This is a genomic window from Paracoccus sp. NIOT.M2S5SZ12 (assembly GCF_057748165.1).
On sequence record NZ_JBYLFR010000003.1, the window covers coordinates 119,643 to 135,601 of the forward strand.

The 15,959-nt window shown below is 70.2% G+C and carries 13 protein-coding genes and 2 tRNA genes; 11 read left to right on the forward strand and 4 right to left on the reverse strand.

Annotated elements, in window-relative coordinates:
• Positions 1-98: 98 nt before the first annotated feature.
• The 3 genes from AC2SGK_RS04110 to AC2SGK_RS04120 all read left to right on the forward strand — a co-directional run bounded on the left by AC2SGK_RS04110 (position 99) and on the right by AC2SGK_RS04120 (position 1,341).
• Positions 99-677 carry a cold-shock protein gene (locus tag AC2SGK_RS04110; RefSeq protein WP_488322321.1) on the forward strand — a complete coding sequence of 193 codons (579 nt, stop codon included), beginning with the start codon at positions 99-101 and terminating at the stop codon, positions 675-677.
• Between the two features lie 6 nt (positions 678-683).
• Entirely contained in the window at positions 684-1,199 is a 516-nt protein-coding gene (locus AC2SGK_RS04115; protein WP_488322322.1) for a DUF192 domain-containing protein, read from the forward strand.
• A gap of 65 nt (positions 1,200-1,264) precedes the next feature.
• Positions 1,265-1,341, forward strand: a tRNA-Pro gene (locus AC2SGK_RS04120).
• A gap of 42 nt (positions 1,342-1,383) precedes the next feature.
• Here the strand turns inward: AC2SGK_RS04120 and AC2SGK_RS04125 are convergent.
• Both AC2SGK_RS04125 and AC2SGK_RS04130 read right to left on the reverse strand, forming a co-directional pair.
• A tRNA-Leu gene (locus tag AC2SGK_RS04125) sits at positions 1,384-1,468 on the reverse strand.
• A gap of 41 nt (positions 1,469-1,509) precedes the next feature.
• A complete protein-coding gene (locus AC2SGK_RS04130) occupies positions 1,510-3,075 on the reverse strand; it encodes an NAD(P)H-hydrate dehydratase (RefSeq protein ID WP_488322323.1) in 1,566 nt (521 codons plus the stop codon).
• Positions 3,076-3,266: 191 nt separating this feature from the next.
• Here AC2SGK_RS04130 and AC2SGK_RS04135 point away from each other — a divergent pair, with 191 nt between their 5' ends.
• From AC2SGK_RS04135 to AC2SGK_RS04145, 3 genes are all read left to right on the forward strand, one after another.
• The gene (locus AC2SGK_RS04135) at positions 3,267-3,605 is read left to right on the forward strand and encodes a P-II family nitrogen regulator (RefSeq protein ID WP_136855822.1); all 339 of its coding nucleotides are present in this window, start codon (positions 3,267-3,269) and stop codon (positions 3,603-3,605) included.
• Between the two features lie 79 nt (positions 3,606-3,684).
• Positions 3,685-5,091, forward strand: a complete 1,407-nt coding sequence (gene glnA, locus AC2SGK_RS04140) for a type I glutamate--ammonia ligase (protein ID WP_488322324.1) — start codon at positions 3,685-3,687, stop codon at positions 5,089-5,091.
• 152 nt (positions 5,092-5,243) lie between these two features.
• Positions 5,244-5,495 (forward strand): hypothetical protein, encoded by a 252-nt coding sequence (locus AC2SGK_RS04145; RefSeq protein ID WP_488322325.1) that lies wholly within the window; start codon positions 5,244-5,246, stop codon positions 5,493-5,495.
• A 39-nt stretch (positions 5,496-5,534) separates the two neighbouring features.
• Here AC2SGK_RS04145 and AC2SGK_RS04150 read toward each other — a convergent pair whose 3' ends face one another.
• Positions 5,535-6,602 (reverse strand): alkene reductase, encoded by a 1,068-nt coding sequence (locus AC2SGK_RS04150; protein ID WP_488322326.1) that lies wholly within the window; start codon positions 6,600-6,602, stop codon positions 5,535-5,537.
• Positions 6,603-6,836: 234 nt separating this feature from the next.
• Between AC2SGK_RS04150 and AC2SGK_RS04155 the strand changes: the two genes are divergently transcribed.
• From AC2SGK_RS04155 to AC2SGK_RS04175, 5 genes are all read left to right on the forward strand, one after another.
• Positions 6,837-9,395 carry a cation:proton antiporter gene (locus AC2SGK_RS04155; RefSeq protein ID WP_488322327.1) on the forward strand — a complete coding sequence of 853 codons (2,559 nt, stop codon included), beginning with the start codon at positions 6,837-6,839 and terminating at the stop codon, positions 9,393-9,395.
• A 36-nt stretch (positions 9,396-9,431) separates the two neighbouring features.
• A complete protein-coding gene (locus AC2SGK_RS04160; RefSeq protein ID WP_488322328.1) occupies positions 9,432-11,732 on the forward strand; it encodes a Tex family protein in 2,301 nt (766 codons plus the stop codon).
• 4 nt (positions 11,733-11,736) lie between these two features.
• The gene (locus AC2SGK_RS04165) at positions 11,737-12,933 is read left to right on the forward strand and encodes an AGE family epimerase/isomerase (RefSeq protein WP_488322329.1); all 1,197 of its coding nucleotides are present in this window, start codon (positions 11,737-11,739) and stop codon (positions 12,931-12,933) included.
• A gap of 138 nt (positions 12,934-13,071) precedes the next feature.
• Positions 13,072-14,136 (forward strand): sensor histidine kinase, encoded by a 1,065-nt coding sequence (locus tag AC2SGK_RS04170; protein ID WP_488322330.1) that lies wholly within the window; start codon positions 13,072-13,074, stop codon positions 14,134-14,136.
• A gap of 123 nt (positions 14,137-14,259) precedes the next feature.
• Positions 14,260-15,042, forward strand: a complete 783-nt coding sequence (locus AC2SGK_RS04175) for a transglutaminase-like domain-containing protein (protein ID WP_488322331.1) — start codon at positions 14,260-14,262, stop codon at positions 15,040-15,042.
• On the opposite strand, the gene cbiB is transcribed toward AC2SGK_RS04175, so the two are convergent.
• Positions 15,039-15,959 carry an adenosylcobinamide-phosphate synthase CbiB gene (gene cbiB, locus AC2SGK_RS04180; protein WP_488322332.1) on the reverse strand — a complete coding sequence of 307 codons (921 nt, stop codon included), beginning with the start codon at positions 15,957-15,959 and terminating at the stop codon, positions 15,039-15,041. The genes AC2SGK_RS04175 and cbiB overlap by 4 nt on opposite strands.

Here is a 15,959-nt window from a genome sequence, read left to right on the forward strand (position 1 = left end):
TTTGCCGATCCCCATGTCCCGCACCGTCCCATATTGTAGTCGGGGGACGGCATGTCTACTGTCGAGGGCTATCGGTTATGCGCGAAGACGGAAATGCTATGACAGACGACGGTACCCTGAGACTCGCGACCGGGCTGGTCAAGTGGTTCGACCCGTCCAAGGGATATGGCTTTATCCTTGACGATCAAGGCGGTACCGACATCCTTCTGCATGGAAATGTGCTGCGGAACTTCGGACGCAGCTCGGTCGCGGACCAGTCGCGGGTCACGGTGATGGTCCAAGAGACCAAGCGCGGCGTGCAGGCCGCCGAGGTGGTCTCGATCGACCCGCCGCCAAGCGACGGACAGCCCCCCATCGCCGATCTGGACATCGAGATCATCGAGCATCTCGAGAGCCTTCCCCTTCGCCCCGCGCGCGTGAAGTGGTTCGACAAATCCAAGGGCTTCGGTTTCGCCAACATCTTCGGTCATGCCGATGACGTCTTTATCCACATCGAGGTGCTGCGCCATTCCGGTTTCGCCGACCTTGCCATCGGTGAGGCGATCTGTCTGCGCGTGGTCGAGGGGCCGCGCGGCCTGATGGCGGCGCAGATCGCGGCCTGGGACAGCGGCCTGCCCGCCCGCGACGACGCGTCGGGCGGATCGGCCGACGACGGTCTCGCCCATGTCGCGGAATAGGGCGTGATGCGCCTGTCCGCCATTCTTGCGCTTCTGCTGGTGGGGGCCGGTCCCGCAGCGGCGCAGGACGTGGTCCAGCCGCAGCCGACCGCCGAGTGCCGCGACGACCGCACGCTGATCCGGCTGTCGGACGACCGGGCGCTGTCCTTCGCGACCGAGCTGGCCGATACCGAGGCCCTGCGGGCCCGAGGCCTGATGTTCCGCCGCGACCTGCCGGCGGGGACGGGGATGCTGTTCGTCTATCCGCGCCCGCAGCCCGTCAGCTTCTGGATGCGCAACACGCTGATTCCCTTGGACATGGTCTTTGCCGACGCGCGTGGCGTGATTCGCCACATCCATGCCAATGCCCGCCCGCTGGACGAGACACCTGTTCCCGGTGCGGCCGTGGGCGATCCGGACCGCGATCGGCTGCTTGTCCTGGAGATCGCGGGCGGCGAGGCAGCGCGTCTTGGCCTGCGCGCGGGTCAGGTGCTGGCTCATCCCGACGTGCCGCAGGAAACCGCCGCCTGGCCCTGCCGCTAGGGCTTTTCACCACCGCGCGGCTGCGCTATGCGGTCGGAACCGGTCGCCACGGCGCCCGCCGGAATCGGAGTGTAGCGCAGTCTGGTAGCGCGCCTGGTTTGGGACCAGGATGTCGGGGGTTCGAATCCCTCCACTCCGACCACCGTCCCCCTGTCGCAATCGCTGTCATGTCGGGAAGGCATCGTGGTGCCCGTCGAGGGACTTGAACCCCCACGCCTTTCGGCGCCAGAACCTAAATCTGGTGCGTCTGCCAATTCCGCCAGACGGGCGCATCACGATGCGCGATACATCCCTCCAAGGGCGGGCGGCGTCAAGGCCTGTCGGCTCGATCCGTGTCCGGCCAGTCTGCCAGCACGCGAGGCAGGGTGTCGATCAGGTCATCGGCGATCAGCCCCGGGCCAAAGCGGCGCGCAGCCTGCGCGTGCAGCCGGACGCCCAGGCAGGCGGCGGAAAAGGCGGGCATCCCCCGCCCCAACAGCCCGGTGATCAGCCCCGCCAGTACGTCGCCCGCGCCTGCCGTCGCCAGCCAGGGAATCAGCGGGTCGGAATGGATCGCCGCCCGGCCCGAGGGATCGGCCACCACCGTGTCCGGCCCCTTGAGGATGACGACCGCGCCAAGCCGCACCGCCGCCTCGCGCAGGATCTCCGGCTTGGCGTGGGGCGGATCGTCGCGGCGCAGCGCCTCGGCCAGATCGGGGCAGAGGCGCGCGAACTCGCCCCCGTGCGGGGTCAGCACCCAGCCCGGGGGCAGGGCGCGGGGCGTATGCGCCAGCGCGGTCAGGCCGTCGGCGTCCAGCACCGCGGGGCGTCCCGCCGCCACCGCTGCGGGCAGGAGCGCCGCCGCCCGATCGACGCCGCAGCCCGGCCCCAGACACAGCGCCAGGGGCCGCCGGTCCGCCAGCGCGGACGCCAGGTCATCGGCCTGATCCACCGCCCGCCGCATCAGCGCGTCGGGGGGCAGGGCATGTTCCGGCATCGCGTCCCGTGGCGGGGCCAGCGTCACCAGCCCTGCGCCCACCCGCAGCGCCGCGCGCGCCGCCAGCCGTGCCGCGCCGCCCGACCCCGCGCCGCCCGCCACGATCAGCGCCGATCCGTGCGCGAACTTGTGCCCGCCCTTGGACTGCTCCTTGCGCAGCCACGGCCCCTGGCTGTCAGACCCCTGCGGGCGGCGACGGTCCGGCACGTCCAGCGGCGGCCACAGCGCCGTCAGATGCGCCGGACGCAGGCCGCGCGCGCCCTGCACGCGGAAGGGCTCCAGCCCGATATCGGCGACGATCAGGCGGCCGCAGAGCTGCGGGCCGTGCTCCAGCAGGTGGCCGGGCTTGGGGCTGTCGAAGGTGACGGTCATCGCGACGCGCAGCGCGTGTCCGGGCAGGGCGCCCCGCCCAGAGCCCAGAACCACGCCGCTGTCCAGGCACAGCCCGCTCGGCGCGTCCACCGCGACCAGGCGCGGGCGATAGAGGACGTCGTCGCCGCCCAGATGGCGCAGCAGGGCCGCGACCTCTCCCTCCGGCGGGCGGGTCAGGCCGGTGCCGAAGATCGCGTCGACATAGACATCGGCATCGGGCAGGGCGCGCAGTGCCGCGCGGGTCAGCGGCAGGACCGGCCCCGGCCATTGCGCGCGCGCTGCCGCCGCGTCAGAGCCGGGCCGCGGGGGCAGGCCCAGCACGTCGACCGTCCAGCCCGCCTGCGCCAGATGCCGGGCGATTACGTGGCCGTCGCCGCCATTGGCGCCCGGACCGCACAGGACCACCGCCCGCCCGGCCCGCGGCCAGCGCAGGCGGATCCGGTCCGCGACGGCGCGGCCGGCCCGCGTCATCAGGTTCAGCCCCGATATCGCGCCGCTGCCCATCGCGGCGGATTCCATGGCGCGCATTTGGGCGCAGGTGACGATTTCAGGGCCTTCGAGCATGATCTGTGACTAATCCTTGGGCTGTCTGTGCAAATTATGGGCAGATGGGCCAGTGGGGCGGCCTGACGGGGTCCAACTTCGCGCTGGCGCATTTACGCGGTTCATCAAACGCGCCAAGCAGGCGACAGGCAAGCCGCGAGGAAGGATCAATTGCGATGAAGAAGATCGAGGCGATCATCAAGCCGTTCAAGCTGGACGACGTGAAGGAGGCGCTGCAGGAAGTCGGCGTGCAGGGCCTGTCCGTGACCGAGGTCAAGGGATTCGGTCGTCAGAAGGGCCATACCGAGCTTTATCGCGGCGCCGAATATGTGGTCGACTTCCTGCCCAAGGTGAAGATCGAGATGGTGCTGCCCGACGATCAGGTCGACGCCGCCATCGAGGCGATCGTCGCGGCCGCCCGGACCGAGAAGATCGGCGACGGCAAGATCTTCGTGATGCCGGTCGAGCAGGCGATCCGCATCCGCACCGGCGAAACCGGCGACGACGCGGTCTGATCCGCGCCGCCCACAAAGGAACTCCTGCGGCCCGTGCCAGACCGTGAGGCCGGGTCGTGACTGAGAAGGAAGGGAAGAGATGAAAATCAAGGATGTCTTGAAGCTGATCGAGGACGAGGATGTCGCCTATGTCGACGTTCGCTTCACCGATCCCAAGGGCAAGCTGCAGCACGTGACGCTGGACCGCGACCTGGTCGACGAGGACTTCTTCGAGGAAGGCTTCATGTTCGACGGCAGCTCCATCGCGGGCTGGAAGTCGATCGACCAGTCGGACATGAAGCTGATCCCCGATCCGGCATCGGCCTATATCGACCCGTTCTATGCCGAGAAGACCCTCTGCGTGCATTGCAACGTGGTCGAGCCGGACACGAACGAGCCCTATTCGCGCGACCCGCGCGGCACCGCCGCCAAGGCGGAGGCCTATCTGAAGGCGTCGGGCATCGGCGACGCGGCCTATTTCGGCCCCGAGGCCGAATTCTTCATCTTCGACGACGTGCGCTATTCGGTGACGCCGCAGAAGGTGTCGTTCCAGATCGACGCGGCCGACGCCGCCTGGAACACCGACACGGAATACGAGATGGGCAACACCGCCCACCGCGCGGCCCACAAGGGCGGCTATTTCCCGGTCAACCCGATCGACACCGCCCAGGACATCCGCGGCGAGATGCTGTCAACTATGAAGCGCATGGGCATGAAGGTCGATAAGCACCACCATGAGGTCGCGACCTGCCAGCACGAGCTGGGCCTGATCTTCGGCGGCCTGGTCGAGCAGGCGGACAACATTCAGAAGTACAAGTACGTCATCCACAACGTGGCCCATGCCTACGGCAAGTCGGTCACCTTCATGCCCAAGCCCATGAAGGGCGACAACGGCTCGGGGATGCATGTCAACATGTCGATCTGGAAGGACGGCAAGCCGCTGTTCTCGGGCGACAAGTATGCGGACCTGTCGCAGGAGGCGCTGTACTTCATCGGCGGCATCCTGAAGCATGCCAAGGCGCTGAACGCGCTGACGAACCCCTCGACCAACAGCTACAAGCGCCTGATCCCGGGCTTCGAAGCCCCCGTGCTGCGCGCCTTCTCGGCCCGCAACCGCTCGGGCTGCGTGCGCATCCCGTGGACGGAGAGCCCCAAGGCCAAGCGCGTCGAGGCCCGCTTCCCCGATCCGGCAGCGAACCCCTATCTGGCCTTCGCGGCGCTGCTGATGGCCGGCCTGGACGGCATCAAGAACAAGATCGATCCCGGCCCGGCCTCGGACAAGGACCTCTACGACCTGCCCCCCGAGGAGCTGGCCGAGATCCCGACCGTCTGCGGCAGCCTGCGCGAGGCGCTGGAGGAGCTGGAGAAGGACATGGACTTCCTGCTGCAGGGCGACGTGTTCACCCGCGACCAGCTGGAGGGCTACATCGCCCTGAAATGGGAAGAGGTCCATGCCTATGAGCATACCCCCCATCCCATCGAATACGCGATGTACTACAGCTGCTGACCGGGTGACCGGACGGACAGGGGGCGGCCTTCGGGCCGCCCCTTTTTCGTGGCGTGAACACGGTTGCGTGCGGGGCTGCACCATCGCGGGCGTGCGGCCCGTGTCTGTCTGCATGGATCGCGACGATCCCTCACCTCAGAAGGAGACTATCCATGATCCGTCTTTCCCTTGCCGCCGCCGTGATCTCGTTCGCCGCCATGCCCTCGCTGGCGATGAGCATGAACGAGCGCCCCGAACTGATGAAGTCCGCCTCCGACGTCATGACCGTCGAGCGTCGCGCGGGCGATCTGCTGGAGACGCGGGAGCTGGTCCGCCGCGGCCTGTCCGCCGATGACATCGTCACCGTGACCGAGCTGCCCACCACCGGACGGCCCGCGGACTTCTCCAGCCGCAACGGCGGCTGACCGAAAGGGGGCGGGGACCATCGGCCCCCGCCCGCCCGGTCACTCGGCCGCGATCTGGGTCGCGGTCGGATAGTCGGTATAGCCCTCGGCCCCGTCGCCGTAGAAGGTGGCGGGGTTCTGCTCGTTCAGCGGCAGGTCGCGGCGGAAGCGCTCCACCAGATCCGGCGTCGCGATGAAGTCGCGCCCGAACGAGACCGCATCGGCACGTTCCTCCGCCAGCAGGGCGGCGGCGCTCTCGCGGGTCAGGCCCTCGTTGGCGATGACCGGGCCGCCGAAGGCGTCGCGGATCGCGTCCAGCAGGCTGTCCTCGGCCGGATGCTCGCGCAGGAACAGGAAGGCCACGCCGCGCTGGCGCATGTCGCGGGCGACCTGCGTGAACAGGGCGCGCGGGTCGCTGTCGCCCATGTCATGGCTGTCGCCGCGCGGCGCCAGATGCACGCCCACCCGGTCGGCGCCCCAGACCCCGATGACCGCATCGGTGATCTCGTTCAGGAAGCGGACGCGGTTCTCGATGCTGCCGCCGTACTGGTCCTGGCGGGTGTTGCTGCGGTCCTGCAGGAACTGGTCGATCAGATAGCCGTTCGCGGCATGGATCTCGACCCCGTCGAAGCCCGCGTGACGCGCATTCTCGGCCGCCTGGCGATAGGCCTCGACGATGCCGGGGATCTCCTCGGTGGTCAGGGCGCGGGGGGTGACGTAGGGCCGCTTGGGGCGCAGCAGGCTGACATGGCCCGCCGGCTGGATCGAGGAGGGTGCCACGGGCAGCTGTCCGCCCAGAAGCTGCGGGTCCGAGATGCGCCCGACATGCCACAGCTGCAGGAAAATCAGGCCGCCGCGCTCGTGCACGGCCTTGGTGACCTTGGACCAGCCCGCGATCTGCGCGTCGTTCCAGATGCCCGGCGTCGCTTCATAGCCCACGCCCATCGGCATGATGCTGGTGGCTTCCGACAGGATCAGCCCGGCGGTGGCGCGCTGGCTGTAATATTCGACCATCAGGTCGTTGGGAACGCGCACGTCGCCCGCGCGCGCGCGGGTCAGCGGCGCCATGACGATGCGGTTGCGCAGCGTCACCGCGCCGAGGGTCACAGGGTCGAACATCGAGGACATGCGGTCCTCCTTTCTTCTGGTCTTGCTCAAGGATGGGGCCATGACGGGCCCGAAAGGGATGGCGGCGGCATCGCCGCGCCGGACTGCTGACCTGTGCGTGGCGCGACGGGTTTTCAACCCCCGCCGGTCGGCCGGGCCGCCGGTGACTCACATCCCCGTCAGGGCGCGGGAAAATCGCCGCTGCACGGCGCGGCCCATCTTCCATGTCCGGGGGCGCGCCTCTATCCACGGGGCATGGATATCGTTCTGCTGACGACGTTTACCGCGTTCCTGTTCCTGATCATCGCGGCGGCCGAACCGCTGGCCGCGCGCCTGTCGCTGCCCTTCAGCGTGATGCTGGCGGCGGTCGGCATTATCATCGGCGGCGGCGCGATCATCCTGCTGCGGACCGACCTCTTCGCAACGCTGAACCCGATCGCCGAGGGCATCCTGTCGCTGCCCATCCGGTCCAGCGTCTTTCTCTACGTCTTCCTACCGACGCTGATCTTCCAGGCCACGCTGGAGATGAACATCCGGCGGATGATGGATGACTGGGTCCCCATCCTGACACTGGCGGTGGTGGCGGTCGTGGTGGCGACGCTGACCATCGGCTATGCGCTGTCGGCCTTCGGCGGATTGCCGCTGATGGCGGCGCTGCTGATCGGGGCGATCGTCTCGACGACCGATCCGTCGGCCGTGGTCACCATCTTCCGCAGCCTCTCGGCGCCCAAGCGCCTGTCGCGCATCGTCGAGGGCGAGGCGCTGCTGAACGACGCCGCAGCCATCGCGCTGTTCGGGCTGTTCCTGTCCTATGTGATGCTGGGCGTGCCCAACCCCAGCCTGGGCGAGGCCCTGGGACAGTTTCCCGGCCTGATCGTCGGCGGGGTGGTGGCGGGCTGGCTGGTCGCGCGCATCGCGCTGGCGCTGATGGGCCTCTTCAGCGGGTTCGAACTGGCGCAGATCTCGGTCTCGGTCGCGGCACCCTATCTGGCCTATGTCGGGGCGGAACAGCTGCTGCACGCGTCCGGCGTCATCGCGGTGGTGGTGGCGGGCCTGACGCTGAACCTGATGGGGCCGGGGCGGCTGACGCCCGGATTCTGGACGAACCTGCGCGAGGTCTGGGGCCTCTTGGCGCATTGGGCGGGCGCGCTGATCTTCATCCTGGCGGCGCTGCTGATCCCCCGCCTTCTGGGCGAGCTGCGCCTGAACGACCTGGCCCTGATCGGCGTGGTCATCGGGGCGGCCTTCGTCGCGCGGGCGCTGATCCTCTTCGGGCTGCTGCCCATGCTGACCGCGCTGCGCCTGTCGCCGCGCATCCAGCGACCTTACCGCGTGGCGATCATGTGGGGGGGCCTGCGCGGTGCCGTCACGCTGGCCCTGGCGCTGGCCGTGACCGAGAACCTGCGCGTGCCGGTCGAGACCAAGCGCGTCGTGGGCATCCTGGCCACCGGCTTCACGCTGTTCACGCTGATCGTGCAGGGCACCACGCTGCGCACGGTGATCGGCCTCCTGGGTCTGGACAAGCTGTCGCCGCTGGACCGGGCGCTGTCGAACCAGGTCGTCGCCGTGGCGCTGCAGACGGTGCGCGAGGGGGTGGCCTCGGTCACCGAGAAATACGACCTGGCGCGAGAGACGGTGCGCTCGGAGGCCAAGCGCTTTGCCGCGCGCCTTGACACCGCCGTCGAGGCCGCCGAGGCCGAGGACACCGCCGAGATCCTGGACCGCGACCGCATCACCCTGGGCCTGATCGCGCTGGCCGCGCATGAGCGCGAGATGATCGTCCAGCGCTTTCGCGAGCGCGCGATCTCGGCCCGGCTGTCCGAGCAGGCGCTGTTCGACGCCGACCGGGTGATCGAGGGCGCGCGGTCGGGCGGGCGCACCGGCTATCAGCGGGCGGCCCGACGCAACCTGCGTTATGGGCCCGCCTTCCGCGTGGCGGCCTTCCTGCGCAACCGCCTGAACCTGCCCGGACCGCTAGGCCGCATGACCGCGGACCGGTTCGAGATGTTGCTGGCCAAGCGCCTGATCCTGCGCGATCTTCACGGGTTCATCGACCGGCGCATCCGCCGCATCCACGGCCGCCGCGTGGCCGAGCTGCTGCACGAGCTGCTGCAGAGGCGCATCGAGGCGGTCGAGACCGCGCTGGAGGGCTTGCGCCTCCAGTTCCCCGGCTATGCCGAGGAGCTGGAGCGCCGCTTCATCCGCCGCACCGCGCTGCGTCTGGAGGAGCGCGAGTATAACGCCCTGCGCGACGACGGCCTGATCGGCGCCGAGGTGCATATCCAGCTGATGGACGACCTGCGCCGCCGCCGTCAGCAGACCGAGAACCGCCCCAAGCTGGATCTGGCGCTGCGCAAGGATCAGGTCGTGCGGCAATTCCCGCTGTTCGCCGATCTGGACGATGCCGAGCTGAAGCGCTTGGGCCGCGAGATCCGCACGCGCTATGTCAATGCGGGCCATGTGATCACGCGCAAGGACACGCCCGCGCGATCGGTCTTCTTCGTGGCCTCCGGCGCGGTCGAGCAGGAGGTCGCGGGCCAGACCGCCCGCATCGGCCGGGGCGAGATGTTCGGCCAGCTGGGCGTGCTGACCCGCCGCATCCGCCGGGCCGAGGTGCGCGCGATCACCCCCACGACGCTGCTTGTGCTGGACGAGACGGGCTTCCGCCGGCTGCTGAAGCGATCCGCCGCGCTGCGCCGGGCGGTGCGCGACAGCGTCGTGGGCAAGTCGGTCGCGGGCGAGGTGCTGCGCATGCCGGAGCTGTCCGCCGACCGGCCGGACAGCCCGCTTGGCGAGCCGGGCGGCACGGTCTAGAGAGGGCGGGCAAGACACCGACCGAAGGCCCGCCCGATGGAACTCTCCGCCCCGACCGCCACCCGCATCGCCCGCCAGATCGCGACCGAGATCGGGGCCAGCCCCGCCCAGGTCACGGCGGCCGCCGACCTGCTGGACGGGGGCGCGACCGTGCCCTTCGTCGCGCGCTATCGCAAGGAGGCGACCGGGGGGCTGGACGACACGCAGCTGCGCACCCTGTCCGAACGGCTGGCCTATCTGCGCGAGATGGAGGCGCGGCGCGCGGCGATCCTGGGCTCGATCCGCGATCAGGGCAGGCTGACCGACGATCTGGCCCGCGCCATCGGCGCGGCCGAGACCAAGGCCGCGCTGGAGGACATCTATCTGCCCTTCAAGCCCAAGCGCCGCACCAAGGCGATGATCGCGCGCGAGAACGGGCTGGAGCCGCTGCTGCGCGCGATTCAGGCCGACCCGTCGCGTGACCCGGCAAGCCTGGCACCGGCCTATCTGTCCGAGGCGGTCGAGACCCCCAAGGCCGCCCTGGACGGCGCCCGCGACATCCTGGTCGAGGAGCTGTCGGAGAACGCCGAGGTCCTGGGACCGCTGCGCGAGTTCATGCGCGGCAATGCGGTGATCGCCGCGCGCGTGGTGCCCGGCAAGGAGGAGGCGGGCGCCAAGTTCAGCGACTATTTCGCCCATTCCGAGGGCTGGTCGGCCATTCCCGGCCATCGCGCCCTGGCGATCCTGCGCGCCGCCAAGGAGGAGGTCGTAACCATCGAGATCGCCCCCGAACCCGAGACCGGCACCGCGCGGGCCGAGGGCATCGTGGCGCGGGGTCTGGGCGCGGTCGGGCAGGGGCCGGGCGCCGACTGGCTGCGCGGGGTCGCGGCCTGGGCCTGGCGGGTGCGGCTGTCGAACACGATGTATGTCGATCTGCTGACCGAGCTGCGCCAGCGCGCCCATGCCGAGGCGATCCAGGTCTTTGCCCGCAACCTGCGCGACCTGCTGCTGGCCGCGCCCGCCGGGGCGCGCGCGACCCTGGGCCTGGACCCCGGCATCCGCACCGGCTGCAAGATCGCGGTCGTGGACGGGACCGGCAAGCTGTTGGACACCGCGACCATCTATCCGTTTCAGCCCAGGAACGACCTGCGCGGGGCCGAGGCCACGCTGGCCGCGCTGATCGCCCGGCACGGCGTCGACCTGATCGCCATCGGCAACGGCACCGCCAGCCGCGAGAGCGAGCGTCTGGTCGCCGATGTGCTGAAGCGCCTGCCCAAGGGCGTCAAGGCGCCGACCAAGGTCATCGTGTCCGAGGCCGGGGCCTCGGTCTATTCCGCATCCGAACTGGCCGCGAAGGAGTTCCCGGACCTGGACGTGTCCCTCCGCGGCGCGGTCAGCATCGCGCGGCGGTTGCAGGACCCGCTGGCCGAGCTGGTCAAGGTGCCGCCGCAGTCGATCGGCGTCGGTCAGTATCAGCATGACGTGGATCAGCGCCAGCTGGCCAAGTCGCTGGAGGCCGTGGTCGAGGATGCCGTGAACGCGGTCGGCGTCGATCTGAACACGGCCTCCGCGGCGCTCCTGACGCATGTGGCGGGCTTGGGGCCGTCCTTGGCCCAGGCCATCGTCGCGCATCGGGATGCCACGGGGGCCTTTCCGTCCCGCGCGGCGCTGAAGAAGGTCGCGGGGCTGGGGCCGAAGGCGTTCCAGCAATGCGCGGGCTTCCTGCGCGTCCAGGGGACCGAGCCGCTGGACGCCTCCGCCGTCCACCCCGAGGCCTACGGCGTCGCGCGCAGGATCGTGGCGGCCTGCGGGCGCGATCTGCGGTCGCTGATGGGCGACAGCGCGGTGCTGAAATCGGTGCGGGCGCAGGATTTCGTGACCGAGGAATTCGGCCTGCCCACCGTGCGCGACATCCTGTCGGAGCTGGAGAAACCCGGCCGCGACCCGCGCCCCGGTTTCGTCACCGCGACATTCGCCGAGGGGGTCGAGGCGATCGGCGATCTGCGCCCCGGCATGTCGCTGGAGGGGACGGTAACCAATGTCGCGGCCTTCGGCGCCTTCGTCGATATCGGCGTGCATCAGGACGGGCTGGTCCATGTCAGCCAGCTGGCCGACCGCTTCGTGCGTGACCCCCACGAGGTGGTCAAGGCCGGCGACGTGGTCCGCGTCCGCGTGACCGAGGTCGACGTGCCTCGAAAGCGCATCGGCCTGACCATGCGCAAGGACAACGCCCCCTCCGACCGTCCCGCCCGTCCCGACGCCCCGAAGGGCAAGCCCCGCGCCACCCAGGCCGGGCCGCAGACCACGGGGCAGGGCGCCTTCGGCTCGGCTCTGGCCGACGCTTTGCGCAAAAGGTGATCCGATGACCCCAACCGACCCTGCCTTCCTGGTGGCCGATGCCCGCCGCGCGCTGGACTTCTTCGATGCCGGCCTGCGCCCCGGCGGCGGCTTTCATGCGCTGGACCATGACGGCACGCCGCTGCCTGGCGACCGGCAGGAGCTGCACGTCACCACGCGCATGGTCCATTCCTATGCGCTGGCCCAGGCCGCCGGGCGGCCCGACCACGCCGGCGTGATCGACCACGGCATGCGCGCCCTCTGGGAGCGCCATCGCGACCGCGACCATGGCGGCTATCACTGGGGGCTGGTCGGCGACGCGCCTGCGGACGCGCCAAAGCTGGCCTATGGGCATGTCTTCGTCCTGCTGGCCGCGGCCAGCGCGCGCATGGCGGGCCATCCCGACGCGGACCGCCTGCTGGCCGACATCACGCAGGTGCTGGACCGCCATTTCTGGGACGAGGATGCGGGCCTCTTTCGCGACGAGTTCACCCGCGACTGGCAGGTCTTCTCGACCTATCGCGGCATGAATGCGAACATGCACGGGGTCGAGGCGCTGCTGACCGCGCATGAGGCCACGGGCGATGCGCGCTTTCTGGAGCGTGCGGGGCGCATCCTGGTCTTTTTCATCCCCGGACAGGCGGCCGCCCATGACTGGCGGATCCCCGAGCATTACGATGCCGACTGGCGGCCCGACCCAGCCTATGCGGGCGATCCGATGTTCCGGCCCGCGGGCACCACGCCGGGCCACAGCTTCGAGATGGCGCGCCTGTCGCTGCAATGGTGGGACCTGGCCGGCAGGCCCGCGGACGGCACGCCCGACCGGGCGCGCGCGCTGGTCGACCGGGCGCTGGCCGATGCCTGGCAGGAGCCGGGCGGCGGGCTGGCCTATACGATGCAGGGCGACCGCGTGGGGGTTCCCGATCGCTACTGGTGGCCCGTGACCGAGGCGATCGGCGCGCTGGCGGCGCTGATCAAGCTGGAGCCGCGTCCGGCGGATCGCGACTGGTACGCGCGGCTGTGGGGCTTTGCCGATAGGGCGCTGATCGATCATCAGCAGGGCGGCTGGTTCCCGGAGCTGGACGCGGGGGGGCGCCCCGTGGACGGGCAGTTCCGCGGCAAGCCCGACATCTATCACGCGCTGCAGGCCGATCTGCTGCCGCTGGCGGACGGGCTGTCGCATGCGATGCGGGCGCTTGCGGTGACGAAACCCCTGGCCTGACGCCCGGCGCGTTGCTAACTTTTGTTTAGCGTGACGCTATCGGGTTGACGGCGGGGGACCGCGGGCCACATCACGCGACAGGGGTCGCACCCTTTGTGGTGGACCGATCCGTTTTGCATCAAGGGGTTCCGCCGCATCATGGCTGTCGTCGATCCAAACCTTCAAGCGCTGAACCTGCTGGTCGGGGCCGAGGCAGGATTCGCCATGTCGGTTCTGGATGCGTCGCCCGACTGCATCAAGCTGCTGGATCTGGACGGGGCGCTGCAGTTCATGAACGGCAACGGCCTGTGCGCGATGGAGATCGATGACTTCGGCACATTCGCCCGCCAGCCCTGGCCCGCGCTGTGGCCTGCTGAGGCCGAGGCGCAGTTGCATCACGCGATGGACGAGGCCCGCGCAGGGCGCATCGCCCGGTTCGAGGCCTTCTGCCCGACCGCCAAGGGTGCCCACCGCTGGTGGCATGTCACCGTGTCGCCGGTGCGCGACGCCACCGGACGCGTCGTCTGGATCATGGCCGTGTCGCGCGACGTGACCGACACCGTGCAGGTCCGCCTGCAGCTGGAGGAGCAGATCGCGCGTCAGCAGGTGCTGATGGGAGAGATCGACCACCGGGTAAAGAACAGCTTTGCCGCCGTCATCGGGCTGCTGCGGATGCAGGCGCGCCTGCACGCCGGCGGGCCCGCCGGATCGCAGCTGAGCGGGGCCGCCAACCGCATCGCGACCTTGGCCCGGGTGCATGACCAGCTGCATCTGAACCCCTCCAGCCGCGACATCCGCCTGTCCGACTATCTCACCACGCTGTCGTCGGACCTGGCGCAGGCGCTGAATGCGCCGATCACGGTGACCGACCGCGTGCCGTCGGCGCTGCGCGTGCCGGCGGGGCAGGCGGCCGCGATCGGCCAGATCCTGGCCGAGCTGATCGGCAATGCCGTCAAGCATGCGCGCCCCGGCACCACGCCCGCCCTGGCCTTGGAGCTGTCGCATGATGCGGGAATGCTGACGCTGACCCTGTCCGACGACGGGCCGGGCCTGCCCGCGGATTTCGACCCCGAGGCGCTGACCGGCCTGGGGATGCAGATCTGCCTGGTCTATGTCCAGCAGATGGGCGGACGGCTGACCCATGGCGTGTCCGACCAAGGCGGCGCCCGGTTCGGCGTCAGCCTGCGGCTGGACCCGCCGCATGCGCGGCCCGATGCCGGCTGAGCCGCGCGCGGCACGGGAACCTTTGCGCCCTCGGGGCGATTGACAATCCGCGCCCGGCCCGCCATCGCTGGCGCCTTTCGCGACAGACCCCGACCCACCGCCCCCTGACAGGAGACCCCGCCGATGCGGATGAAGATCGACGTGACGCTGGACTACGCGCTGGAGACCCCCGGTCCGGCGCTGCTGCTGATCGAGGCGGCGGGCGTCGCGGGGCAGGTCCTGAACCGCACCGACATCGACTTGGGCCAGCCCCAGAAGCTGGCCCGCGTCCCCGGCGAGGAGGGCATCGGCGAGCGCATCGTGCTGCGCGTGTCCGAGGGGCTGACCTGCCGCTATTCGGCCGAGGTCCAGGTGACGCGGCCCTGTCCCGACTTGGACGCGCTGGCCGCCGTCGCGGTCGAGGACATGCCGGGCGATGCGCTGCGCTATCTGCTGCCGTCGCGCTATTGCCAGGCGGAGCGGTTCACCCATTTCACCGGGTCGCGCTTTTCCGGGCTGACCGGCGGCGGGCTGGTCGCCGCCATGCGCGATTGGGTCGAACGCAACCTGGACTACGTCTCGGGGGCCAGCACCGGCGACACCACGGCGGCGGACACGTTCCTGGACCGGCGCGGCGTCTGCCGCGACTATGCCCATCTGCTGATCGCGCTGTGTCGCGCCGCGCAGATCCCCGCGCGCATCGCCAGCGTCTACGCGCCCGACGTGTCGCCGCCCGATTTCCACGCGGTGGTGCAGGTCTATCTGGCGGGCGACTGGCATCTGGTCGATCCGACCGGCATGGCGCGGGCCGATCGCATGGCGCTGGTCGCGGTGGGGCGCGATGCGACCGACGTGGCCTTCCTGACCACGACCACCGCGGCCGAACTGCGCGTGCAGCGGGTCGAGGTGACCGAAATCCCGGCCTAACCCGCCTGCAGCACCGCGACGCCGATCAATGCCGCGCCCGCCAGAAGGCAGGCGCGGCGGATCAGCGCGATTCCGCGCCAGAGGTCGGCCGCGCCCGGATCGGGGGCGGCCCCGTTCAGCCATGGCTCCTCCGCGATCCGGTCGGCGTAGACGCGCGGTCCCGACAGCCGTACGGCCAGCGCCCCCGCCATCGCCCCTTCGGGCCAGCCCGCATTGGGCGAGCGGTGCGCCCCAGCATCGCGCCACGCCACCCGCAGCGCGGCCCCCGCCCGCAGCCCGGCGGCCAGCGCGATCAGCACCGCCGTCAGCCGCGCCGGGATCACGTTCACCGCATCGTCCAGCCGCGCCGCGACCATGCCGAAATCGGCGTGGCGCGGGGTGCGGTGGCCGATCATCGAATCCATCGTGTTGATCGCCTTGTAGGCCGCGATGCCGGGCAGTCCGGCCACCGCCGCCCAGAACAGCGGCGCGATGATGCCGTCGCTGGCATTCTCCGACAGGCTCTCCAGGCTGGCGCGGGACAGCGCGGCCGCATCGGCCCGCGTCACGTCCCGCCCCACGATCATCGCCGTCGCGGCCCGCGCACCCGGCAGATCGCCCACAACCAAGGGGCGCGCCACCGCGCGCAAATGCTGATCCAGCGAACGCGCCGCGACCAGGGGCCAGGCCAGCACCGCCGCGACCCAGGGCCCGGCCCAGGCCTGGATCAGCGCCGCGGGCAAAGCCGCCGCCACGACCACCAAGACGACCGTCAGTGCGCCGCGCGCCCGTCGCATCGGTCCGCGATTCAGGCCCCGGTCCAGCGCCGTGATCAGCCGGCCCAGCCAGGTCACCGGATGCCCGATCCGGCGGAACAGCGTGTCGGGCCAGCCGATCAGCGCATCGAGGATCAGGGCCAGGGCCGCCAGCGCCGCCAT

Excerpts from the sequence above, each read along its gene's own strand:
- AC2SGK_RS04145 (WP_488322325.1), top strand. The coding sequence starts at position 5,244 with ATGATCCGTCTTTCCCTTGCCGCCGCCGTGATCTCGTTCGCCGCCATG.
- AC2SGK_RS04175 (WP_488322331.1), top strand. The coding sequence starts at position 14,260 with ATGCGGATGAAGATCGACGTGACGCTGGACTACGCGCTGGAGACCCCC.
- AC2SGK_RS04135 (WP_136855822.1), top strand. The coding sequence starts at position 3,267 with ATGAAGAAGATCGAGGCGATCATCAAGCCGTTCAAGCTGGACGACGTG.
- AC2SGK_RS04130 (WP_488322323.1), bottom strand. The coding sequence starts at position 3,075 with ATGCGCGCCATGGAATCCGCCGCGATGGGCAGCGGCGCGATATCGGGG.
- glnA (WP_488322324.1), top strand. The coding sequence starts at position 3,685 with ATGAAAATCAAGGATGTCTTGAAGCTGATCGAGGACGAGGATGTCGCC.
- AC2SGK_RS04155 (WP_488322327.1), top strand. The coding sequence starts at position 6,837 with ATGGATATCGTTCTGCTGACGACGTTTACCGCGTTCCTGTTCCTGATC.
- AC2SGK_RS04115 (WP_488322322.1), top strand. The coding sequence starts at position 684 with ATGCGCCTGTCCGCCATTCTTGCGCTTCTGCTGGTGGGGGCCGGTCCC.
- AC2SGK_RS04160 (WP_488322328.1), top strand. The coding sequence starts at position 9,432 with ATGGAACTCTCCGCCCCGACCGCCACCCGCATCGCCCGCCAGATCGCG.
- AC2SGK_RS04150 (WP_488322326.1), bottom strand. The coding sequence starts at position 6,602 with ATGTCCTCGATGTTCGACCCTGTGACCCTCGGCGCGGTGACGCTGCGC.
- AC2SGK_RS04165 (WP_488322329.1), top strand. The coding sequence starts at position 11,737 with ATGACCCCAACCGACCCTGCCTTCCTGGTGGCCGATGCCCGCCGCGCG.
- AC2SGK_RS04170 (WP_488322330.1), top strand. The coding sequence starts at position 13,072 with ATGGCTGTCGTCGATCCAAACCTTCAAGCGCTGAACCTGCTGGTCGGG.
- AC2SGK_RS04110 (WP_488322321.1), top strand. The coding sequence starts at position 99 with ATGACAGACGACGGTACCCTGAGACTCGCGACCGGGCTGGTCAAGTGG.
- cbiB (WP_488322332.1), bottom strand. The coding sequence starts at position 15,959 with ATGGCGGCGCTGGCGGCCCTGGCCCTGATCCTCGATGCGCTGATCGGC.